This is a genomic window from Pseudomonas sp. CFBP13509 (genome assembly GCF_005233485.1).
Lineage (GTDB): Bacteria > Pseudomonadota > Gammaproteobacteria > Pseudomonadales > Pseudomonadaceae > Aquipseudomonas > Aquipseudomonas marginalis.
This window is the reverse complement of the sequence record NZ_QGAA01000004.1, coordinates 353,601-375,615: the sequence shown is the minus strand read 5'-3', so window position 1 is coordinate 375,615 and position 22,015 is coordinate 353,601. Positions and strand designations below refer to the sequence as shown.

At 51.4% G+C, this 22,015-nt stretch carries 22 protein-coding genes and 2 pseudogenes; 14 read left to right on the top strand and 10 right to left on the bottom strand.

Features of this window, described 5'->3' with window-relative positions; translation table 11 throughout:
• Window positions 1–29: 29 nt before the first annotated feature.
• Window positions 30–1,658 (bottom strand): methyl-accepting chemotaxis protein, encoded by a 1,629-nt coding sequence (locus tag PspCFBP13509_RS09515; protein ID WP_137211960.1) that lies wholly within the window; start codon window positions 1,656–1,658, stop codon window positions 30–32.
• A 144-nt stretch (window positions 1,659–1,802) separates the two neighbouring features.
• On the bottom strand, window positions 1,803–2,261 hold the full coding sequence (locus tag PspCFBP13509_RS09510) for a hypothetical protein (protein WP_137201177.1): 459 nt from the start codon (window positions 2,259–2,261) through the stop codon (window positions 1,803–1,805).
• Between the two features lie 329 nt (window positions 2,262–2,590).
• On the opposite strand from PspCFBP13509_RS09510, the gene PspCFBP13509_RS09505 reads away from it, so the two are divergent.
• Complete coding sequence (locus PspCFBP13509_RS09505) at window positions 2,591–3,553, top strand: GlxA family transcriptional regulator (protein WP_012723703.1); 963 nt, start codon at window positions 2,591–2,593, stop codon at window positions 3,551–3,553.
• Window positions 3,554–3,669: 116 nt separating this feature from the next.
• Here PspCFBP13509_RS09505 and PspCFBP13509_RS09500 read toward each other — a convergent pair whose 3' ends face one another.
• A complete protein-coding gene (locus PspCFBP13509_RS09500) occupies window positions 3,670–4,035 on the bottom strand; it encodes a histone-like nucleoid-structuring protein, MvaT/MvaU family (RefSeq protein WP_012723702.1) in 366 nt (121 codons plus the stop codon).
• 171 nt (window positions 4,036–4,206) lie between these two features.
• Window positions 4,207–4,632 (bottom strand): annotated as a pseudogene (locus tag PspCFBP13509_RS09495) (methyl-accepting chemotaxis protein); the annotation flags it as partial.
• A 1-nt stretch (window position 4,633) separates the two neighbouring features.
• Between PspCFBP13509_RS09495 and PspCFBP13509_RS09490 the strand changes: the two are divergent.
• From PspCFBP13509_RS09490 to PspCFBP13509_RS09470, 5 genes and pseudogenes are all read left to right on the top strand, one after another.
• Window positions 4,634–4,779, top strand: a pseudogene (locus tag PspCFBP13509_RS09490) (potassium transporter TrkH); the annotation flags it as partial.
• Between the two features lie 136 nt (window positions 4,780–4,915).
• A complete protein-coding gene (locus tag PspCFBP13509_RS09485; RefSeq protein WP_003191437.1) occupies window positions 4,916–6,238 on the top strand; it encodes a chloride channel protein in 1,323 nt (440 codons plus the stop codon).
• A gap of 408 nt (window positions 6,239–6,646) precedes the next feature.
• On the top strand, window positions 6,647–7,483 hold the full coding sequence (locus tag PspCFBP13509_RS09480; RefSeq protein ID WP_003191438.1) for an isocitrate lyase/PEP mutase family protein: 837 nt from the start codon (window positions 6,647–6,649) through the stop codon (window positions 7,481–7,483).
• Between the two features lie 84 nt (window positions 7,484–7,567).
• Window positions 7,568–8,659, top strand: coding sequence for a bifunctional transcriptional activator/DNA repair enzyme AdaA (locus PspCFBP13509_RS09475; protein WP_012723700.1), 1,092 nt, complete (start codon window positions 7,568–7,570; stop codon window positions 8,657–8,659).
• Between the two features lie 253 nt (window positions 8,660–8,912).
• The gene (locus PspCFBP13509_RS09470; protein WP_003191440.1) at window positions 8,913–10,052 is read left to right on the top strand and encodes a hypothetical protein; all 1,140 of its coding nucleotides are present in this window, start codon (window positions 8,913–8,915) and stop codon (window positions 10,050–10,052) included.
• Between the two features lie 365 nt (window positions 10,053–10,417).
• On the opposite strand, the gene PspCFBP13509_RS09465 is transcribed toward PspCFBP13509_RS09470, so the two are convergent.
• Window positions 10,418–11,635 carry a DUF1444 family protein gene (locus tag PspCFBP13509_RS09465; protein ID WP_068933367.1) on the bottom strand — a complete coding sequence of 406 codons (1,218 nt, stop codon included), beginning with the start codon at window positions 11,633–11,635 and terminating at the stop codon, window positions 10,418–10,420.
• A 262-nt stretch (window positions 11,636–11,897) separates the two neighbouring features.
• Window positions 11,898–12,680, bottom strand: coding sequence for a DUF4253 domain-containing protein (locus tag PspCFBP13509_RS09460; protein WP_137211959.1), 783 nt, complete (start codon window positions 12,678–12,680; stop codon window positions 11,898–11,900).
• A 212-nt stretch (window positions 12,681–12,892) separates the two neighbouring features.
• On the opposite strand from PspCFBP13509_RS09460, the gene PspCFBP13509_RS09455 reads away from it, so the two are divergent.
• Complete coding sequence (locus PspCFBP13509_RS09455) at window positions 12,893–13,129, top strand: hypothetical protein (protein WP_056859367.1); 237 nt, start codon at window positions 12,893–12,895, stop codon at window positions 13,127–13,129.
• 141 nt (window positions 13,130–13,270) lie between these two features.
• Window positions 13,271–13,675, top strand: coding sequence for a hypothetical protein (locus PspCFBP13509_RS09450; RefSeq protein ID WP_236708831.1), 405 nt, complete (start codon window positions 13,271–13,273; stop codon window positions 13,673–13,675).
• Window positions 13,676–13,778: 103 nt separating this feature from the next.
• Here PspCFBP13509_RS09450 and PspCFBP13509_RS09445 read toward each other — a convergent pair whose 3' ends face one another.
• Complete coding sequence (locus PspCFBP13509_RS09445; RefSeq protein WP_137201173.1) at window positions 13,779–14,036, bottom strand: hypothetical protein; 258 nt, start codon at window positions 14,034–14,036, stop codon at window positions 13,779–13,781.
• Window positions 14,037–14,537: 501 nt separating this feature from the next.
• Between PspCFBP13509_RS09445 and PspCFBP13509_RS09435 the strand changes: the two genes are divergently transcribed.
• Both PspCFBP13509_RS09435 and PspCFBP13509_RS09430 read left to right on the top strand, forming a co-directional pair.
• A complete protein-coding gene (locus PspCFBP13509_RS09435) occupies window positions 14,538–15,968 on the top strand; it encodes an IS1182 family transposase (protein WP_137201169.1) in 1,431 nt (476 codons plus the stop codon).
• Window positions 15,969–16,235: 267 nt separating this feature from the next.
• Window positions 16,236–16,508, top strand: a complete 273-nt coding sequence (locus tag PspCFBP13509_RS09430) for a hypothetical protein (RefSeq protein ID WP_137211958.1) — start codon at window positions 16,236–16,238, stop codon at window positions 16,506–16,508.
• Window positions 16,509–16,712: 204 nt separating this feature from the next.
• On the opposite strand, the gene PspCFBP13509_RS09425 is transcribed toward PspCFBP13509_RS09430, so the two are convergent.
• Entirely contained in the window at window positions 16,713–17,153 is a 441-nt protein-coding gene (locus tag PspCFBP13509_RS09425; protein WP_137211957.1) for a hypothetical protein, read from the bottom strand.
• 198 nt (window positions 17,154–17,351) lie between these two features.
• On the opposite strand from PspCFBP13509_RS09425, the gene PspCFBP13509_RS31715 reads away from it, so the two are divergent.
• Window positions 17,352–17,636 carry a hypothetical protein gene (locus PspCFBP13509_RS31715; RefSeq protein WP_242001062.1) on the top strand — a complete coding sequence of 95 codons (285 nt, stop codon included), beginning with the start codon at window positions 17,352–17,354 and terminating at the stop codon, window positions 17,634–17,636.
• A 378-nt stretch (window positions 17,637–18,014) separates the two neighbouring features.
• Entirely contained in the window at window positions 18,015–18,350 is a 336-nt protein-coding gene (locus tag PspCFBP13509_RS09415; protein WP_065926142.1) for a hypothetical protein, read from the top strand.
• 70 nt (window positions 18,351–18,420) lie between these two features.
• Here the strand turns inward: PspCFBP13509_RS09415 and PspCFBP13509_RS09410 are convergent, their stop codons facing one another.
• Window positions 18,421–19,080, bottom strand: coding sequence for a hypothetical protein (locus tag PspCFBP13509_RS09410; RefSeq protein ID WP_137211956.1), 660 nt, complete (start codon window positions 19,078–19,080; stop codon window positions 18,421–18,423).
• A gap of 256 nt (window positions 19,081–19,336) precedes the next feature.
• Window positions 19,337–20,047, bottom strand: a complete 711-nt coding sequence (locus PspCFBP13509_RS09405; RefSeq protein WP_137211955.1) for an SOS response-associated peptidase family protein — start codon at window positions 20,045–20,047, stop codon at window positions 19,337–19,339.
• 99 nt (window positions 20,048–20,146) lie between these two features.
• On the opposite strand from PspCFBP13509_RS09405, the gene PspCFBP13509_RS09400 reads away from it, so the two are divergent.
• Together PspCFBP13509_RS09400 and umuC are read left to right on the top strand one after the other, a co-directional pair.
• Window positions 20,147–20,578: a LexA family protein gene (locus PspCFBP13509_RS09400; protein ID WP_137201163.1), complete on the top strand. Its 432-nt coding sequence runs from the start codon at window positions 20,147–20,149 to the stop codon at window positions 20,576–20,578.
• A complete protein-coding gene (gene umuC / locus PspCFBP13509_RS09395) occupies window positions 20,565–21,845 on the top strand; it encodes a translesion error-prone DNA polymerase V subunit UmuC (RefSeq protein ID WP_137211954.1) in 1,281 nt (426 codons plus the stop codon). Before PspCFBP13509_RS09400 ends, umuC begins: the two co-directional genes overlap by 14 nt.
• Window positions 21,846–22,015 lie beyond the last annotated feature (170 nt).

Below are 22,015 nucleotides of genomic sequence, written 5' to 3'. Positions count from 1 at the left end.
CTCTTAAAGTATTTTCAAATGCACCAATATCAAACTTTAAACTTTTGAACGAGATGGTTCAAGTTAACCGCTAGCCGACTGAGTTCATTGCTGGCCTTAATTGTTTGATTTGCACCCTCGCTGCTTTGGATCGCTAAAGATCTAATGCTCAACAAGCTCCTGTCAACGTCTCTAGCGACGTGTGCTTGTTGCTCCGATGCGACTGCGATCTGTAGGTTACGCTCGTTGATTTGAAGAACGGAATCCGTGATCTGCCGCAATGATTGACCCGCCCCCTCAGCTGTCCTTTTAGTATTATAAACTTCTTCAGTGCTTCGACGTATTGACTCGACTGTTGTTGAGGATCCACTCTGAATTGCTGTTATCATTTTCTCTATTTCCAAGGTGGAAATTTGAGTTCGATGCGCGAGCGCTCTCACTTCATCAGCAACAACAGCGAACCCCCTCCCTTGTTCGCCTGCGCGTGCGGCTTCAATTGCGGCGTTTAAAGCCAACAGGTTGGTTTGCTCCGCTATACTTCTGATTACGCCTACGACTTGGCTTATATCTTCCGCCTGTCCCGCCAATTCTGTCACCTGAGAGGCGGAGCTTTCCACGAGCTCTGTCAAAGTCTCTACGGCAGACAAAGTTTCGGAAACACGGAGATTACCGAGCTTAGCCGCCTCACTAGACTCCTGGGCTGCTTGGGAGGTAGAGGTTGCGTTACGAGCAACTTCTTCAACTGCGGAAGTCATTTCTGTTACAGCAGTGGCAGCTTGTTCAATTTCGCTATTCTGTTGCTGAAGATGCCGATCCGCAGCCTCAGTTATGGAGGTCATTTCGACTGCAGCTGAACTCAGCTGGATGGACGCTTCAGAAATTTCTAAAACTGTGTCCTGGAGATTCTTAGACATAAGATTGAGGGCAACCATTAGCCTAGAAACCTCATCTGTGCCCGTAATTTCAAGACGCCGCGTAAGATCCCCCGACGCAATTTCCTCAGCAAGCCTGAGCGAGTCCCCCACAGGCTTTACTATACTGCGCGTCAATGCTATAGCTAAAACAATAGTAAGCAAAAGAGAAACGACAACAATAGTAACAAGTACATTCACGCTTTCATTATAAACAACGTCCGCCTCGACCCCCAAAGCTTTTGCTTGTTCGGCATTTAACTGCCTAATAACATTAAGTTTTTCCTGAAATGAGCTGGCATTATCCGCTTGGGTAGAATTAGCAAATATCAAGGCCTGCTCATGCTCAGACAAGTCAAGCTTTGACAATTGCGCAAGCCCTGCAATATAAATCTTCATTGCTTGATCTGCAGCCTCGAATTGCTCCCGATCCTTCTCACCAGCGATGAGGTTCTTACGATAGTAATCGCTACGCTCTTCTAATATTTGCACCGAATGTTGGACTTTAGCTTCGGCGGCGCTTTTCCCCGCCACATTTGTTGAGTTAGCAAGCATCCTGATGCTTTCTAGCCGGGCGTTAAGCAAGGAGATTTGGATATCATCGATAGTCTGCGTACTCGGCAAAGCATTTTCTGCTAACTGTTGTCCGGCGGCCCTTAAGTGAGATAGCTGCACGTAAGCGAAAACACCTAAGAAAATGAGAATGGCAGTGATACTTCCGAAACATAAAGTAGCTTTAGTTGAAATACCTAAATTCTTGAAATTCATAGCGACTCCGACAGTCGTCTTTCATCACAAGCTAGCTAGCCTGGACAAGTATTTTAATAGAAATAATGCATATTATTGCGCTAGGCAATAACCTTAACTAATTTTACTGCGATACGGAAGTAGCTCGCATGCTAGTGCGCTTCGTCACGATTCGTCGACAAGACTAATTTCCGCATTAAATAATTCATCATCAAGCTTCTTCAAGGTTCGGACACTTTTAATCAACACTTTCTTATAGTCACGAAATGCCTCCCAAAGCGGATCATCCGGGTCATCCGGAATCTCCATTTCGAGATTGGCTGTAAGTGAATTGAGATAACTAAGGCTTTCGCCGATGTTACGCTTAATAGACGTTTTCAATGCTTCAAGTGAAAAATTCAGTTTCTTCAACTCTCTAGCAAGCATATAGGAAGGCAACGAGGTAGTTTTATTGGTATCACTTACGTCGAGTTGCGCAGCTTTTTCCACCTCAAGATTAGCGAGCAAAAAGGTATGCTCAAGCGCCCGCACTGAAAAAACAATCCCACCTACATCTTCTACCATCTGCATGGTAAGTTCTTCGCATTTTTGTGTTGCTTCTATATATTTTTTTAATTTAGGCATTATAGGAAACCAGCAGAGTTCGTTGACTATCATGAAATTATTATTTTCTTGTCTTCCATGACGACGAGCGCGCTGAAGCTGAACCAAAATTTTATGGCTAACTATCCCTCGCTTTGAAGATGTATTTACGCGCAATCCAGATCATATGCGTGTCTAAAACCGATAACACTGTTAAAAGAATCCGTTTTTGCAATCTAACGTTGGCTCAAGGAAGGTGGCGATGTGATCATAATACGCTATCATTTCGTCCGAAAAAAATGACAACAGGTTGACGATTCACGCCAAAAATGGATTCATGCGCACTACATAGGTGCGCAGGAATCCGCTGAATGCTAACTAAAACGATTCAGTTCATCGCTTTTGCCCAAGCTAATTTGATCGACCTGGCCGGCCCTCTAGAAGTATTTTCAACAGCCAACTATTTTTCAGATCCGAAAGCTCCGCCCTACCATCTATCGATGGTTTCGCTTGATAGCGTAGCCGCTTTGCTTCCTGATACCTATATCCACACCGCCCTTCTAGATGAGAGCTCACTAGCCCCACATACGCTAATCGTTCCTGGTGGGTTAGGCATATACGAATTCTGTAAACATCCCCAATTTAGCGCTGTATTTAAGGCTCACGTTGAGAAAGTGACGCGTCTGGTCTCCGTTTGTACAGGAGTGTTTGGACTAGGCGCAGCCGGAGCGCTCTCAGGCTGCAAAGTTACAACCCACTGGTCTGCGTATGATGAACTTGAGAAAACTCATCCAGATGTTTTACTTCGTCGTGGGCCTATATTTGTCAACGATGGACGCATTTGGACGTCAGCTGGTGTCACCTCAGGTATTGACTTAGCCTTAGCACTTGTTGAAGCTGATTTAGGGCACGCTTTAGCTTTGAAAGTCGCGAAGCACTTAGTCGTATTCTTAAAGAGGCCTGGTGACCAGAGTCAGTTTAGCTCTAGCTTAGATTTGCAAACCAGAAGTTGCACTTTTTCTGATCTGCATGCATGGGTAAATGAAAACCTTGTAGAAGACTTGTCTATCGCGGCGCTTGCCAAGCGAATGCATATGAGCGAGCGTACCTTCATAAGAAGGTACAGGACAACAACAGGGCAGACCCCGAGCAAGATGGTCGAAAAACTAAGAGTTGATGCCGTACGTCACTTGCTGGTGAGCACCGAGTGCCCTCTCAAGGAAATCGCACACTTGACGGGACTGGGACATGAGGCAAGTTTGATAAGGAAATTTTGGAAGTTTTTTGGCGTAACTCCAAGTGAGTATCGCCAAAGATTTAAGTCAACCATATGAATGTACGGTCTGACCATCAGACTGCTGATATTACTCGTCAACGAGCGTTATAGCTGATCCCGCACAGTAAAATTGTGAGCAAGAAGGCCCCATAAGGGCCTCCTTGCAGAAGGTGATTACTTGCTCAGCCAAGACTCAACTGTCGCGGCGCCGTGCTTGGATTTCCAATCTTTAAGCGTTTTGTGGTTACCACCCTTGGTTTCGACGACTTCACCAGTGTGAGGGTTTTTATAAACCTTCAACTGGCGAGGCTTGCGACTGCCCACTTTGGACTCGGCTACTGGAGCCCGTTGACCGGCTTGCGGATCAAGCAGGTTGATCACGTCCTTGAGGCTGTAGCCGTATTTTGCGAGCAAATCGCGCAGCTTCGTTTCGAATTCGATTTCTTTCTTGAGGCCTGCATCCCCCTTGAGGGCTTCGAGAGCTTGGAGCTGTTCGGCGAGGTGTTTTTCTAGCTGGCGGAATTCTGCGAGTTTGGACATGGGAGTTTCCTGAGTAATTAGTATTGTCACGTTACGAGAGAATAGACACTCGCAGGAAGGAGAAGACTCAACTCTTAGACCCCTATAAAATGCTGGGTGTTAACGCGCTATCGGTAGGAGCGTAAGCAAAAGCTGGAGGGAGGCAACAAGTTGAGCTCCCCTTCTGTCGCGTTACAGCTTGAAACGCGAAACGACAGTACGCAGTTGCCCAGCCAGCAGCGAGAGTTCTTCCGCAGTCACAGCGTTGTCCTCTATCCCCTCCATCAATGCAAGGCTACCGTTACGAATCTCGGTCACATTGCGATTTATATCCTCCGAGACGGCGTGCTGCTGAACCGCCGCGCTGGCTATCTGGGTGTTCATTCCTACGATTTGCTCAACGCCGTCATTGATTGCATCCAGGCTGGTAGAGGCCTGATCAGCGGATTCGATGCACTCCTGCGCGCGCAGTTTTCCCGTTTTCATTTGCTCGACGGCGTCGCCTGTTGCCAGTTGCAGCTCTTGGATAATCCGGCGGATCTCTTCAGTGGAGTTTTGTGTGCGCGAGGCCAGAGTTCTGACCTCGTCGGCGACCACCGCGAATCCTCGACCCTGCTCAGGCTTAGGCACAATCATCGGCCCCCTGGTAACTTCTCGTCATTACCTGACGCTGCAAAATGGTTGCTTACCATTGGCATGCTGCTGGGACGGCTGGAGATACTCACCGTCCTGGTACTCGTAAAACCGGTTTTTTGGAGGTATTAGTCCTATCAATGAATAGGTGAATACCCATGGGCGCGAAAAAAATCCTGTCGAGCGACTCCGCCAAAGCTGTTTGGAACGAGCTGCTTATTTGGTTAGTCTTGCGGTCAATACAGCGACTTCAAGAGGAGCTCCTCGGGTGATCAAGCCGATAATGCTGTTACGCCGAGGCTTCGCCTCCATACGCTGGCGCACCAGGGTATCGCTATGGATTGCAGCAACCATTGCTGGGCTGCTGGTGGTGGCTTTCGCTAGGCTGGCAGACATGGCCTTGGCGCAGTTTGCTCAACAGACCGCTGAGCGAGCGTGGCTTCCGCTTGTTTACACCCCAATGATCGGCATGCTCGTAGTCTGGCTGACAACGCGCTTTTTTGTGGGCGCCCAAGGTAGCGGAATTCCTCAGGTAATCGCAGCAACACGACTTGCGCGTCAAGGTAAGCCCATTAACAGACTGGTTTCATTGCGCATTGCTTTCGCCAAGATAAGCCTTGGAACTCTGGCGCTGACGGGCGGCTTTTCGGCGGGGCGTGAAGGCCCCTCAGTGCAAGTTGCCGCATCCATCATGCAATTCTTTCACCGCTTCCTGCCCAATGCGCGAATCGTGCGCAGCGAGGATCTCATTCTGGCGGGAGGTGCAGCGGGTATTGCGGCAGCATTCAACACGCCCTTGGCAGGGATCGCATTCGCGGTAGAAGAACTTGGACGCAAGCTGGAGACCCGTACCAGCGGGGTTCTTCTCAGCACCATTATCCTCTCTGGGATGGTTGCCATTGCCTTGCAGGGAAACTACAACTATTTCGGTCACTTCGGCATTCAGGACATAAACCTCGACATTGTCGTCCCGGCATTAGTCATAGGAATTGGATGCGGGCTATTGGGTGGTTTGTTTAGTCGAATGTTGTTATGGCCGCAGCGGCATCCACACTTCATCATCTGGCAATGGCGGCGCCTGCACCCGGTGTGGTTTGCCGGCATCTGTGGATTGGTCGTCGCCATCTTAGGTTGGTTGAGCGGCGGAATGTCGTTCGGTAGTGGGTACGGCATTACTTCTCAGGTCATCGCATCCGATGTAGTCCTGCCATGGCACGCCCCCATTACTCGCTTCTTAGCGACCGTAGTGACCTACTTCTCTGGTATTCCAGGAGGTATTTTCGCCCCCTCGCTCGCTGTAGGGGCCGCAGTCGGCGCCAATACCGCAGAGCTATTCCATCTGGCCGCGCAGCCCACTATTGCACTCTGCATGGTCGGATTTCTGGCTGCCGTTACTCAGTCGCCAATCACCTCCGCAATCATTGTGATGGAGATGATTAATAGCCACAGCATGGTGATCAGTCTCATGGCGGTAGCCCTGATCGCCAAGGCTGTCAGTTCAAGAATGGGCCCTGAGTTGTATCAGCAGTTGGCGCGAGGCTTTCTCGAGAGTGCAGAACCTGCCACTAAGCCAAAGATTCCTACTCGATAAGCCTACCGCGTGGTCGTTCTAGCCAGTGAGCTCAGTTTATCCTTCTCATGCTGCAGCGCTAACGTGTCCTCTGCACGAGTGATAAGAAGATCCACGTGCCTGCCGCATGCATCCTTAAAGATCGCTGGGTTTATTCCAGCGAGACTGATGCACCTGCATCGCTTTGCCTTTCAGTGCAGCGTTGGCGATGGAAGAAGATCGTAATCATCTATCCGATCCCTGCAATGACTGGATGTGTACGGCAACGTCTTTCAGCAGGCTTTTGAGTAGGTATTCACCCATTCCTAGCCCGCAGAAACTATATTCGCTAGCTCTTAAATCACTGTCGATTTCTCGGTGGAGACGTCTGTGTAGTCAGCTTACGATAGCGCGATCTGCATCAGTCTTCTCTCTCCGGGGCACCACTGAATGACGCCACTAAGTGCGGTTTTCCGCAACCTTCACCAAGATAATTTGTTGGTACTCGCCAACGTGAGCGATGCTGGCAGCGCACGTATTGTCGAGAGCGTAGGGAGTAAGGCAGTCGCGACCAGCAGCGCCGCCGTTGCTTGGGCGCATGGATACCAGGATGGCAATCAACTTCCCCTAAAACTGCTGACTACTACAGTTGAGTCAATGGTTCGAGTGCTTACAGTCCCCCTCACGGTCGATGTCGAAGGGGGCTATTCCGACGACCTTGAGTCGGTTGCTAAAGTTATTGACTGCGTAGTTAGGGCTGGAGCCGTTGGAATCAACATTGAGGACGGAACAGGCAGCACTGATCTGATTTTGCGAAAAATCGAAGTGGCAAAGAAGGTAGCAAACAAGCATGGAATAGACTTGTTCGTGAACGTACGAACTGACGTTTATCTGAGATGTTTGGTAGAGCCAGCGCGACAATTGCCAGAGACCCTCTTCCGTGCATCGCTGTTCGAGCAAGCAGGTGCAGACGGCATCTTTGCGGCTGGAATGGTTGAGGAAAACGACATTGCTACACTGTGCGAGGCAACGCGGCTACCCGTCAACCTGCTTGCCTGGAACGGCCAACCCGGCATGGATGAATTAACGAGTCTAGGCGTCAAACGGCTAAGCGCTGGTTCCAGCATTGCTGAATTCTTATGCGGCGCCAACAAGGCGTTCGCCAAGAGCTTCCTGCGAACGGGAAAGCTTTTCGAGTATCCATTGGACGCATATACCTACAGCGACCTGAATAACCTTATGGCAGCAAAAAAACACCTAAGCGAAAAGTTATCTTCGCCCTATTAATCTGTGATCCGCATGAAAATCGCCGCTGTTTTCCGCACCTCGAAAGCGATTTTCACACCCATTCGAAGACGAGGCTACGCTCTAATGAGATCTTACAATCACGCTCTTCCGCCCAGAAGCGAGATGGTAAATGCGATGCTATGCAGCGACACCGCCTATGAAGGCGTTTTTTTCACTGCTGTCAAAACTACAGGTATTTTTTGCCGCCCTACATGTGGTGCACGTAAGCCAAAGCCCGAGAATGTAGAGTTCTTTTCGCAGGCCAACGAAGCGATGGCTGCAGGTTATCGGCCTTGCTTACGATGCAAGCCATTAGATCTCGCGGCTTCCGCGCCAGATTGGGTCAAGGGGCTACTGGCCTCTGTATCTGCATCACCTGACGCTCGCTGGAGTGATGCTGAACTAACTACGCGTGGTATCGATCCGTTACGCTTACGCAGGTGGTTCAAACAAAATTTTGGCATGACTTTTCATGCATGGATGCGCTCTAGAAGGCTCGGTGTCGCCCTAGGCCGGATTTCTTCGGGCGAAACCCTGGATAACACAGCATTTGACTTAGGATACGAGTCATTGAGTGGCTTTAGGGATGCTTTCAAAAAAACATTTCAAATGCCCCCCGGTAAGGCAACTGAAACGTCCCTCCTGCTTTATCGCCATCTGACTACACCGTTGGGCCCAATGATTGCCATGGCAGAGGAACGAGGTTTGGTACTCCTCGAATTTCTTGACCGTCCAGCGCTAACCGCTGAATTAAACGAACTGCGTGGGCGTCATGGGTATTCAATTGCGCCTGGCGAGCATCTCCACATCAAGCAAATCGAAGTGCAACTAAAACTTTATTTTGAGGGAAAGCTAAAGAAATTTTCAGTACCGCTCCATATGCCAGGCAGTTCTTTTGACAGGCTTGTGTGGGCAGAGCTTTTAAAAATCGACTATGGAACCATTTCAACCTACGGTGCCATCGCTGGGGCCATCGGTAAGCCAGGTGCAAGCCAAGCAGTGGGCAATGCAAATGGACACAATCGCTTATCCATTATCGTTCCCTGTCACCGTGTCATAGCGACGAATGGAGCACTCGCCGGATATGGCGGAGGACAGCCCCGAAAAGAATTTTTACTGCGTTTGGAGAAGACTGCTTTGCAGATAACTCAACAGGACGAATTCCTGTTGGATTAGCTGCTAATCGGAACATATGCAGACACAACTAAAGAGTTCCGGAAACAGCCCCTCCGAACTCCAGAACTAATGGCGTAAGTCACCACGTGTCAGCAGGTTAATTCCACATCACCTATTTCCCAACGGTGCTGGATTGAGTGATACGCGATGAGACATCCCGGGCTAACCACAAGACGTGTTGGACAGAACCTTACGATCAGCTATTGTCGCACCAGTTTAAGCTTGGCTTCTAACGTATCAGCGAGCGTTCTAAATGCAATCAATACTACGCTTCAGGACTATCACGTTTGGTCTGATGCTTTTTGCAAGCCAACCCCGTGCAGACTCACTGGTAAGCGAAGAACAACTCTTACTGCCCATCCAGGTTGACTCACATATTGAGAAAATCGAAGCATTAATCGTTCGTCCCGTAAAGGAGGGTAAGTACCCCATTGCACTGATTGTTAACGGCTCGGCGGCAACATCTCCGTCCGCCGCACATGCCGATTGGCTTGCTCATATCGCTCACGACTTTGCGCACCGTGGCTGGCTTGCCGCATCTATTGTATGGCCCGGCTATGGTCGTTCGACCGGAAACTTCATGAATGAAGGGGGAACTTGCACCAATCCCAACGTGGCACGATTTCTCGATGCGCATGGCAGAGAGCTTGGCGCCGCATTGGCGGCTGTGCGTGAGCGTCCAGATGTAGATCCATCCTTGGCAGTAGGTGTTGGTATCTCTATCGGCGGAGCGTCAATGCTAGACCTCGCGGCTCAACCAAGTCACCCATTGACGGCGGTAGTTAACATCTCTGGCGGCGTTTACCACTACACAAATGTGGGCTCTGCGGACTCTAATTGCTCGTTATATCAAACTGATCTTGTGCGAAACCTCACGAAATTTGGCAAAGGCAACCCAACGCCAACGCTCTGGATTTACGCCGAGAATGATCCGTTTTTCAGCCCAGATCTTGTAGGTCGGATGATCGCGGGCTACCGCTCGGCGGGAGGTAATGCTGAACTGGCGCTGCTACCCCCATTCGGTAGGGATGGGCACTCGCTCTACAAACAAGAGGCCAATACCCTTTTAAAGCCTCATATCGAAGATTTTCTCAGGAGCAACCGGCTTCCTGCCATGGACGACAGCGCATTAATGCTGCTGCTTTCGAAGCTGGCGCCCGAAGACCGTGCGAGCGCTGAGGCTTATCTTCAGAGCGTTACCGAGAAAGCCATGGCCATGTCCAAGGAAAGTAGCAGCATTTACTGGTACTACGGCGCGCGCTCACTCAAGACAGCACGAAAGCAGGCGCTTAGCAATTGTCGCAAGGCAACTGGCAAGCCCTGCCAGCTCGTTGCGCAAAATATGGAGTTGATTGATGGCTGGCAAGATGTGGTTTCCCCATCGGAGAAATGAGAAGCTGCTTGGCGTATCGACCATATCGCACTGAGTAACCAACGCAAGCGGAGCGCGCAGGCTGGCACAGCCGAAGGCGTGAAGGATGGACGCCCGCAGGGCCGAGATACGGCGGGACGCGGGAGCTCGGTTCGCCACAGCCTGCCCGCGCACAGCGACTCGCCAACTGAAGTAAGTCAGTCAGATCTTGCGGCCCGACTCAGTAGCGCTAGAGAAGCCACCAACCCCACATCGGTAAACTCCCAAATTTTCCCACCAGGATAAGCAATCAAAATGGGGAGTGTATCGTAATGATAAATTGCGACTGCTGCTTTGCCAGCTCAGCGATACCTCCATTGCAGTGCGCCAGAGTAGTAGAGCACTGATCACAAGGTAGTCAGGCGATTAAGCTGCTCAACCGAAGGAAATCCCAGTGTCCGATAGCGACGTGGATAGCCCGCTTCTGTAGCCAGCAGATCGCCAAGCTCGGATTCAAGTTCACTCCAGGAGACGGTTTTGACTGTCGCTTCCCCACCCTCAACAGGTTCAACCAACGCGACGCGATCTGTCTTGGGCAACAGCGTCAGCACACCTTTTGTCCAGGCGCTCATCGATACCGTCTGGTTTGGTTGGTCAGCCATTTGGAAGAGGTTGTAGGAGGCGACGAAGATGTCGATGCCCTTTTCCAGATTGAGCTTGTCGAGCAACTCTTTCTGATTGGCATAATTACTCTGCAGCAGCAAATGCTCCAGTGTAACCAACCGACTGCTGACCCCTTCATCATCACAGTTAAACGGTATGATATCGCGACCTTCGTAGGTGTAAATATCGGTAGAGACAGCACGCCCCCTTTCAAGAGCCTGGAAAGCAAGCTCTACCATCTGACGAATTCCCTGTTCGTCCTTGTCTCCAGTGACCATCAGGACGTCTCGACTGGGCACCATGAACACTGGCCGACCTTTAACTGGCACGCGCTGAAGGACATCTGGCAACAACACCCTGCTGGTGTCGTACCCATCCGCCCACTCCCCAGCGTATAGGCCTGGAATAATCTCCCCGAAGGCTTCGTTTGTCGTATCACGCAGGTTCTCGATGGAGATCTTTACCGCCTCTTCCATCGTCACACCCCAATGTGCTTCGGGGCCATTGGTAAGGGCGGCAGTGGACTCGGGCGAATCGACAGCAAGCAGAATAACGCAGTCTCGGCCCAAAGGCTGTGAAACATAATCGTACTGCTTGTCGCCATTTTTACGGGCGTGTTCCAGTCGAATTTCTTCAAGCATGGCAAGGTTGCGAATCACCGGACGCAGCTGTGCTTTGACATTATCAAACACAGTCTCGGTTTTTCTACCCGCCTCTAACAGCGTCGATACGTATCCGGTCAGAACGGCGGATTTCTGTGCTTTGTCTGCATTTTGATAGTCGCGAAAGGCATTATGGAGATTGAAGTACGATCCATCCCCATGGCGGATGCGGAACTCGTTTTTCTCAAAATTCAGATTCTCGCTGAATCCAGCTTTACGAGTCGAATCCATAAATTTTTTGGCAAATGCTTCATCAGTTAGCGGTCGATTGAAAAATTTGTCGAGCAGGGAAAAAAGCATGTACAGAATCCTTTTTGTCAGCAGGCAATTGTAAACAGCGGGAATTGGGCAGGCTTAAACTTGTTCAGCGCTTGGGACGGCTGCTCTCCATATCGACAGCTATCAGACGAAATTGACGTTACGTAGCGGAAAACGAGCAGCGCCAATCATGTGCCTGATTGTAGTGGATGTGTGGATACTGCCCTCCTACGAGGCGGCAAAAAGCTCCAGACCTCTCACAAGCTTTGTTAACTATTCAGCCGGACTTTGGATGCGACGAAGCTCACTCCACGTAACGGAGCCAAAGATGCGTCCGACCGGAGATCGCCTGCGCAACTTTGGAAACACGTCCCTGTAGGTTTTCATCGCTAGTGTTATAGAGCGCACAGAAGTCTTTGGCTACGACGTTAGCAAGTGATGTATCAGGCGGTTCAGCACGAATGAAGCCGATGTAAGAAGCACCTACGCCCATCAACTCATAGCCATGCGCTTCTGAAAAATGACGCGCAACGGCAAAGTTTTTCGCGGGATCCAGATCCGAAGTGAAATAGCCATTCGGAAAAGCCGCGAGTGCCTGGCAGGACTGCTGAACGGGTACCAGGAGCGCTGAAAGAGGCTGCTCTAGAAGAGAGATAGGGTTGTTCTGGTAACCGATCCACTCCTGGAGGGCCTGCTGATCTAGCGTCAAACCATGAGTACAAGCATCCTCGAAAGACGTGGCTGCAACCAGGGTCATGAAATTGCGAAGACAGATTGCGAACTCCTCTTTTGTAGTCGGATAGCCTATGTATTCACCATTCTCAAAGCACTCTGGAGGCAAGCCCGCTATGTCCTGCTCCGATGCATCGTCCATCCCTAAATTATTGCGCACATGTCCCGAGGCGTAGCGGGCTTGGTGCAGATCATCGAGCGAGAACAGAGGTTTAAAGCCTGGATGCGCCTCAGCAATCTTACGACGAGCTTCGGTCAGATCGTCAAAGCTGGTAATCCCGCTCACGCCGTACTCATCGCATGTACCTACAGACGGATTATCACGCTTGCCGTTACCGCGAAATTCGATATCCATAAACCGTGGCCTGCTCCATTTTGGTACTGAATTGAGTGAGTAATCCTAAGCGTTTCAGGATCATCATTGAAGGTCTGCCGCCAAGCGACAATAAGTCTTCCTGCCATCACATAGCAGCGCGCTACGCTAACTTTGACGTTCGCACTTCGAGGTAATGTTGATGTCCGAAACTGGCCTACCATGCAATTTCTAATCGACTCAGGGAAGAACTGATGACTACAGATCCGTTATGTCTAGTCTTTGTGCCGGCTCTGGCGGCAGTGCTGCAAGCCGCCGAGGATAAAAAGGGCCAGCCGCTTACCGAGATTGAGGTGTGTGAAATCCGAGACAGATCCACCTGCATCGCTTTGCCTTTTAGCGCAGCCTTGGCAGTGGAAGAAGATCGTGGTTATCCAGACATCGTCGCGGAGGACTGCTGGAATGAATGGCAACGTCTACGCTCCCAGTGATTTGCGCCTGTACCAAAACAATGCAGCCCTTATGTGATCAGACAATCATCCGACTGTAAGCAACCGTTGCTCTCTGTCGGCCACGAGACGCTGATAGCACACCGAGTACCTCCCTATCTGCCAAAAGTGAGTCCCCCCCTCATGAACGAAGGTTGGCAAAACGACGACTATTTCATCATCTTCACGGAGGATGAGAGCTTAGCTGCCATGAAGGCCTACGGATTTGATCATCATCTTCCGGGGTACACGCTATTAGGTCTAAGAGGGTGGGACGACTTTATCGTCATCAACTCTTCCGGAGTAATGTTTACCATTCCGACGCTGCCACTCGATGCGTCCTATGCCGCGCCGTTTGCCCTTCCCCAGCAGATTTCCCTTGAGCCGGACGAGCGTTTCGCTGGCAAGATCAAGTGGTATACGAAGCCCTTAGTCTTTGGGGGCGACCCGGCGGACAAAACAAATTTTGCATGGATCACTCACGAGCAACATGCTGAACTTGTCATCTGGTGGAACGAACAGTGCAGGAGCGCCAAATCACAGAGCTAGTGCAATTTGCCCATAAAGCGGAAATCGCAACACATGCTCAAATGGCGTACTGAGGCACTCACGACTAGCCGAGACCCTATTTTTTTACCAGAGCTGCTGGGTGCTATCGATGAGTGTCCGTCTCCTCAGCCGGATAAAACTCGCCTTCCTTCCCCATCTTTTCCAGCCGTTCGCGCACCATCAACTCAACGTTGGCCACAGCAGCGTGATCGCCAAGGTTGACCACCTTTACGCAAAGACGTCGGACATTCTGATCGTGGGTGGCCGCGCTTGGATAAACCTTAACCCACCCTCCCCTGTCCAATACTGCCAGCTCAATAATCAGCACAGCACGGAAGAAAAGCACTGGCTTCAGACGCATTCCGGCACAGTTCACGATGGCGTGCTGCCTATGGAACGACTGACAGCTATCGGCCCAGAGTGTGTAAATACTTAGCAGGAGCGTGCGGTACTGAGGTAAAGCTAGTCTGTAAATCTCAAACCGAACGGATGCCGTCGAATAACAGGATCTTCTAGAACCAGTGTTCGTGCATTTTCGAAAGAAATTCAGGGGTAATCGGCAGACTGCATGCTGAACCGATCACCGAGTCTATCCCGCACTTCGGACACAGAGCGGTGTTATCTAGATCAACCCACTCAGTGATTTCTGAGGGCGAAAACACACCTAAGCAGTAAAAACAGCCACAGTGATCGCTTGCTTCAATTTGAGTTCGGTGATTTGTAGAAAATAGGTGCGCTGAAATCACATCCATGGGCAAGTCCTTAAACTCCAAAGTTACTAGCATTTCTTTCTTGCATCAGAGTACATCAAGAGCCGTCCAACGTTGCTACGATTGCCCAAAGTGATAACGCAGGATTGCCTATGAAACGTTTCATCCAAGGTGACCATCGCGGACAAAGCACTCTGCTTCCCGAAAGCCTTGACGACTACGTCAGTGATACCAATCCGGTTCGCGTAGTCGACGTATTTGTCGACGAACTCGACTTGGTCAATTTGAGGTTTGATCGCGCTATTCCTGCTGATACAGGCCGACCTGGTTATCACCCTGCGATCTTGCTGAAGATCTACATCTACGGCTATCTCAACCGAATTCAGTCGAGCCGGCGCTTGGAGCGAGAAGCCCAGCGCAACGTCGAATTGATGTGGCTAACCGGGCGTTTGATGCCGGACTTCAAGACCATCGCCAACTTCCGAAAAGACAACAGCAAGGCCATCCGAGGCGTCTGTCGTCAGTTCGTCGTGCTCTGTCAGCAGCTCGGATTGTTCGGAGAAAACCTGGTTGCCATCGACGGAAGTAAATTCAAGGCCGTCAACAATCGTGACCGCAACTTCACTAGCGCCAAACTAAAGCGGCGAATGGAAGAAATTGAATCGAGCATCAGCCGCTACCTGACCGCGCTTGATGCTGTTGATCGACAAGAATCCACAGCCTCCGAACCCAGCGCCGTGCGGTTGGAAGAGAAAATCGCCAAACTGAAGACGCAAATGAAAGAGCTTAAAGCAATTGAAACTCAGCTCAACGAATCACCGGATAAACAGGTCTCACTGACCGATCCAGACGCCCGCTCAATGATAACGCGCGGCACTGGAATCGTCGGTTACAACGTGCAGACAGCGGTCGATACCCAGCACCATTTGATCGTTGCCCATGAGGTTACCAACGTCGGTTCCGACCGCGATCAACTCAGCTCGATGGCCAAGCAGGCCCGCGAGGCTATGGCGTCAGATACCCTGTCGGTAGTGGCTGACCGAGGTTACTTCAAAGGCGAACAAATCCTGGCTTGTCACGATGCAGGTATCACCGCCTATGTGCCCAAGCCGATGACCTCTGGAGCCAAGGCTGAAGGGCGTTTCAATAACGATGCCTTCCTCTATGACACGGCAAAAAACGAATACATTTGTCCCGCTGGGGAGGCGTTGATCTGGCGCTTTTCCAGCGTTGAAAAAAGCCTGAAGTTGCACCGTTACTGGAGTTCTAACTGCCAGGGATGCGTGCTGAAATCGAAGTGCACACCGAGCAAGCAACGACGAGTTCGGCGATGGGAGCATGAAGCCGTATTGGAGGAAATGCAGAACAGGCTGAGCAACGCGCCGGACATGATGCGAGTCCTCAAGCGTACGGTCGAGCACCCCTTCGGGACACTCAAACAATGGATGGGCGCCACACATTTCCTGACCAGAAAGCTGGCCGGGGTAAGTGCGGAGATGAGCTTGAACGTCCTCGCCTACAACTTTAAGCGAGTCATGAAAATTCTCGGTACCAGCGGTTTAATGAAGGCGCTGTCGGCCTGAAGAGGTCTGTATTTTGGCCACCCAGCGGCGCTAAGGGCACCCAGGCCCTCGTTATGATCCGTAGGACTTGTTCTGAACAATTACTCGGCTAACAACCTTCGGCACTGCCCGCCGACAGTGCATTAGCGCGTTTTTACACACTCTGGGCCAGAAGCGGTCATTCCACCTGCCTGCCAAATTAGGGCGTTTCAGACTTCGGCGCGCGCTCGCAGTGCGTCGTAAACGTGCGACTACACTCTGTGTAGTGAGCACCTTAAAGGACAGCACATGGACATCACCATTCAGCGCAAGAAAGGAATATTTGACAGCGCCTATGGCCAGGCTATCCCGCTGGCAGTTTTGTTTGATGGAACGTTCGTGGGCCGCCTGGAAACGGGTGAAACATTATCTTTGAAACTTCCGGACGCTTGCGGGACGTTGCAAGTCGGTATGCTTGACCCCAGAAACTCGCCTTACATTGGAAGCGCGTCTGGTGAGGTCTATCGACCAGCAATGCACAGAGGGTTACCCCCGGACAAGCCGTTCAGTCTTTTTCGGTAAAGAATCGGAAATGGGTGTTCTTTGACGTGCTGGGTTTGGCGGGCTCAGCGCCGTTCAACCGCTGGGTACTGGCGCTTGAGACAGATCAACTTTAGGAAGCTTCTGAAAGGCTTCAATCGGCCAAAACTGGTCGACTCGCTCTGGCTTTTTTGCCGCTTTCAAGCACTGGTGTTAGTCAGATTGGGGTAGCCATTGTCCTCACCTTTAACCTATCGAAAGGCAAAAAATCTGGTCATTGCTATCTAAGTAATACATCCCTTCTAGGACGCCAACCATCGGCGTGAGCCCGAGCAATGGTTCAGACTTAAATGTGATAGGGAAAGAAATCCGTTTCGCTTCATCTGAGGCTTCATCACAGGAGGGTTTAACAATTCCTCCCCAGAACGAGACAGCTGTGCCGTCATTGAGGAACAGCGTGGGTTGTCGATGGCCAATATGTTCAACCAGACTCCAGTGCACGTACCCCAGATAGCGAGTGCCATCGGCATCGCAAAATTCGGCTCGCACGATCATCGCCAAGCCTACTTCCTCAACACAAGGTCGGACTGTGCATTCATCCTCAACGGACTCGTCCATCGGAAAGCACCATACCCCAACATCGTGCAGATCGCTCGCTGTCAGTTCCCAAATCTGCTTGTCGCGCACCTCACGCCTCCTTGTAGTTTTATTCAGATTCTGCACAGTACAGGGTGCCAGCTTTGTCCTTCAACGAGCTAAGGAAGTCAGGGCTGTTGATCTGGTTTAAGCGTTCGGCTTGAAGCAGGCGCTACGACGATAGACGTGATACCACTGGAGTATCATCATTCTCTGTGACACCGCCGCACTGCATTGAAGGACTTCGCGATGCATCAAGTTATCAGCGCCGCTTACTACCGACCTGGATTCGCCAGGAGCGCTTGCGCATGGTTAATGATTGACGGCATTGGAATTGAGCAATGGCTGTCCACTCATCTCGAATGGTCAGACGTCGTAAGCCTTGGTCTTTCTCTGATCTGGCTTATCGACGAAGACGAAGACGCTCTTGCGAACCGTCGCATCATCCCGGCGGAGGATGGAAGCTCCACAATCGTGCCGTTGCTGGTCTGTAGCGATGACATGAATTTCGACTGTATCGTCTTGGTTACCTAGCAGGTAATCGAGGCTGACACCGTACACTGGCGGCGCTTCGGTCGAAGTATTTCGGACAAACTGGAAGTTGGACTCGACAAAATGGATCGCCGAGAGCAAGCCGGTAAGCTTCGCATTGGAGGCCTTCCAAAACGCATTGGAGCAGTTCACTCAGTTGTCGAAGACGAAGCCAGACAACCATTGCGATGCCCCCTTAAGCCCTCAATAGCCTAGCTTACGTTGCATCATTTTTATCGCTATCAGGCCCACTACCACGTTGAAATGTTGCGAGCACGTAGCCCGAATTCACAGTGGGTATACATGCTTCCAGAGGACACGCTGGAGCAGCCATCCTAGTAGAATTCGTCGAGCTGATTACCGCCCCCTTTGAGATGTTCTATGAGCTCTGAATTAACTGAAGAAGAAATGCGTCGTGCCCTATTCGGTACGCCTCAGCCCGAAGACCAGGTGTCTGCGCCTCAAGTACAGGAGCCTGAGCCAGAAATGGTACCTACAAAGCCAGCAGAAGCTCCCCAAGTGAAGAAGAAAGTGGCGAAAGCATTTACGCCAAGGCTGAGGGTCACGTTACGTGTTGGAAACGAGTTTGAAGGGAAAATGATCGAATTGATTCACGAGGCTGATACGTTGAGCTCGTTGCTTGCTGAGCAAGAGGCTGTGAAGGCTGCTAGGAAGAAGTACAAGTACGTGGATGTCGTATCGGTTAAATCGATGTAGACGACGCCACTGGGCCGATGAGCTCTCTATCTCTAACGAGCGCGCCCCTTGGCTCTGCGCTATATCTGCATCAACTGGGTGGTGTTGTCGACGAACAGCCCGTCACTTGGGGGTAAGTCTGGCAAACCTGCATTATTTTGTTTTTGGGCTCAAAGCCATGATCAATCATGCAACGCTGCACTTCTGCAGTGCGCCCGATGCTTGCGACGTCCAGATTCGACCCAAGTGGCTTCGCATAGCCGCACGCATACATCACCGGCAAGGCTTCACTATCATTTGCTACCTGGACTGAGAAATGGAGTGATGCTCCCGCTTTACGCCATGAGACCTGCATACGTTCATCCCGGCCTGAATTTGGTTTTATTGGATGGAAGGCTTCGTCCTCTACAAACGGCAACGCTTCGAGCTGCGACAAACTGAGCGGACGGCCCTGCCTTTCCTCGACGCAGGCAGGCATGTTCTTCATTATTTCACAGTATTCAAAGCCGTCTTTACGGGCAAAACCGAGACGTTGCATGCACTGAAAGTGAATTATCTCTTCGTTTATTGGGAAACGGTTTAGTGGCCCTGCCACAGGGTCACCACATTCTGCCATTGCGGCTTTAACGCCCTCGACGGAGGTAGAAGCGCGTTTCCATTGGGTGAAAGACGCTGGTGGCGGGCAGCCGGTGAGTAAAAATACCGATGAGATCATGACTGGGATGGTAATGATCTGAGATTTGCTGAACATATTTTGTCCTTAATTTATGTCAGGCCACCCGAATGGTGTCCAACTCTTCGGGGCGAATAATTCCACCATATGACTCCCACGGTACGAGCCGCTACCTGGGCGGTCGCAGGTATGCCGGGTGTAAAAACTGGTGGTTGATCTAAGCGATGTCCGTTCTTGATTAAAGCTGACAAGAACTACCCATGGGCAGGCAGGACAACGCTCCAGTTGCCGTCCATCAACATCTACAGCCAATGGGATGTACGACTCAGGTTGATCATTCATCGACGTCTGACGCCCCTGCGAGCGGCTCGACTAATTCTGGGCCCTGATTACGAACACTACCCACAGCCTTGCTCACCTTATACCAATGAAAATCGGTAGCAGGCCGGCAGTGTTCCATCGCGATTTCCCGCGCGCGTTCAGGGGAAGTATCTGAGGCGATCCATTCGCGGGCGTGCTCAGGAGCCAAAACCAGCGGTTTCCGATCATGGATATCTACCATCCCTTGATCACTGGAGGCGGTGATGATGACGAAGCCGTCGCAAGGATCTGGCTCCAGGCCCTGGTGAACCTCAGCTAAACCAGCTAAGAACATCGGAGCCTGCTCTTTCAGGGTTATGAAGTAAGGCTGCTTCTTCTTTGGATCAGCCGGATCTTTGACCCACTCAAACCACCCGTTTGCCGGTGCAAGGACGCGACCGTTTGGCCAGAGATGACTGAAGAATTTCCCGCTCATGACTGTTTCAACCCTGGCGTTTATCGGATCAGGGCGCTTTCCTTTCGCCCAAAATGGCGACCATCCCCATTTCACCTTATCAATGCTCAGCTTTTCATCTACGGGCCGAATAATTTCCACGCGGGTTGAGGGTGCGACGTTGTATCGCTCCACTGGCCAAAGATCGTAGCCGTTGATCACAAGCTGCTCTGGCGCGAGCTCCTTCAGATAATGATCCATCGATTCGTAGATCGAGTAGCGTCCGCACATGCTGTCACCCGTCGAATAGTGATGCTTATGAGATTGACCGCAAGCGAAGCAAATCGTTAACTGTATATACGTACAGTCTAAAACTTTAAGGCTTGCATCATGAGCATCACCATCCTCGGCCCACTCGCTACTGGCGGTAAGAAGCTGCCCCTTTATTCATCCAAGGTGCCAGCGGGCTTCCCCTCCCCTGCGGCTGATCACATCGAAAAGCACATCTCCCTTGATGAGCTGTTCGATATTCGAGCCCCGCACGTGTACCTGGTGAGAATCGATGGGGATAGCATGCAGGGCGCAGGAATCTATTCAGGGGATCTGGTGGTCGTTGATCGGAGCATCGATGCGGTCAGCGGCGACATAGTCATCGCAGCGCTGAACTCGGAGCCATTCTGCAAGCGCCTGCTTCTGCGTGAGAACGCCGTGATGCTTGTATCGGAGAACCCAAAATATCCGGCAAGGCATGTCATGGAGGGCGATGAGCTGGTGATCTGGGGTGTGGTGAAATACAGCGTGCGCGATCATGACAACACGTGAACCTGTATTTGCCCTGATTGACTGCAACTCGTTCTATGCGAGCTGCGAGCGAGTGTTCAGACCCGACCTAGCCAAGACACCCATCGTGGTGCTGTCCAACAACGACGGCTGTGTGATTGCGCGCAGCTACGACGCCAAACCTTTTGCGAAAATGGGCCAGCCATACTTCCAGATCAAAGACCATCTACGCCGGCATGGAATCGTGGCCTTCAGCAGTAATTACGCGCTCTATGGCGACATGAGTGAGCGCGTCATGACGATCATCGAATCGATGGTGCCAGCGTTAGAGGTTTACAGCATTGATGAGGCGTTCGCCGATCTCACGGGCCTCCCAGGTGATGTGTCTGCTTTTGGACGGCACGTGCGCACCACCCTGCTCAAGCGCACGGGAATTCCAGTCGGGGTGGGTATTGCCCGCACCAAGACCCTAGCGAAGCTCGCAAATCATACCGCCAAGCGCCTGTTAGATATCACCGGTGGTGTGGTCGATCTCTGCGATCCGTTCAAACGCGACTGGACGCTGCGCAACACCGATGTCGGCGAAGTCTGGGGCATTGGCAAGCGCATGAAGGCCCACCTGGAAACGATGGGCATCAAGACCGCAATGGACTTGGCGAAGGCCGACCCGTCGATGCTTCGCCAGAAATTCAGCCTCGTGATCGAAAAGACGGCACGGGAGCTCGCTGGCACCCCATGTCTGGAACTGGGCGAAGCTGACCCACCCAAGCAAGAGATTTGCTGTAGCAGGATGTTCGGCAGCAGGCTGATGCAGATCGAGCCGATCAAGGAGGCCGTCGCCACCTACACGCAACGCGCGGCGGAAAAGCTCAGAGCGCAAAACTCGCTGTGCAAGAAGATCCGCGTGAGTATCAGGACGGGCATGTTCAATCCCGAAGAAGCGAAGTACGCGAACGGCGCACTCGTCGAACTCCCTTACCCGACAAACGACGTTCGACTCATGACCAAGGCTGCGACCGAAGCCGTCAATCGCCTCTTCCAACCGGGCTTTAAATACAGCAAGGCAGAGGTTTTGCTGATGGATTTGCGACAGCCTGGCGAATTCACTGATGACCTGTTTGCGCAGTCCCAGCCCGTGATGGCGGACAAGGTCATGAGCGTCCTGGATGAGATCAATGGCCGGTGGGGAAAGGGAGTCGTCCGGTTGGCTAGCGTGCCTGCGGCGCCTGAATGGGCGATGCGTCGAGACCTAATGAGCCAAAGCTACACGACGAAGGTAGATCAGTTGTGGACGGTCAAGGCTAGGTAGCAGGCTGGCAAAAGCTTACGCTCATATGCACAGCGGGATATCGTGACCGCTGCTTACAGTTATGAGCAGCCGTTGCGGGCAGCCCCAAGAACGGAAACAGTCAGCCGCAAATTGAAAGCATCGCTCGTTGGAGAAGCTAGTCGGAATATCAGCACGGAGAGCTTCTAGCT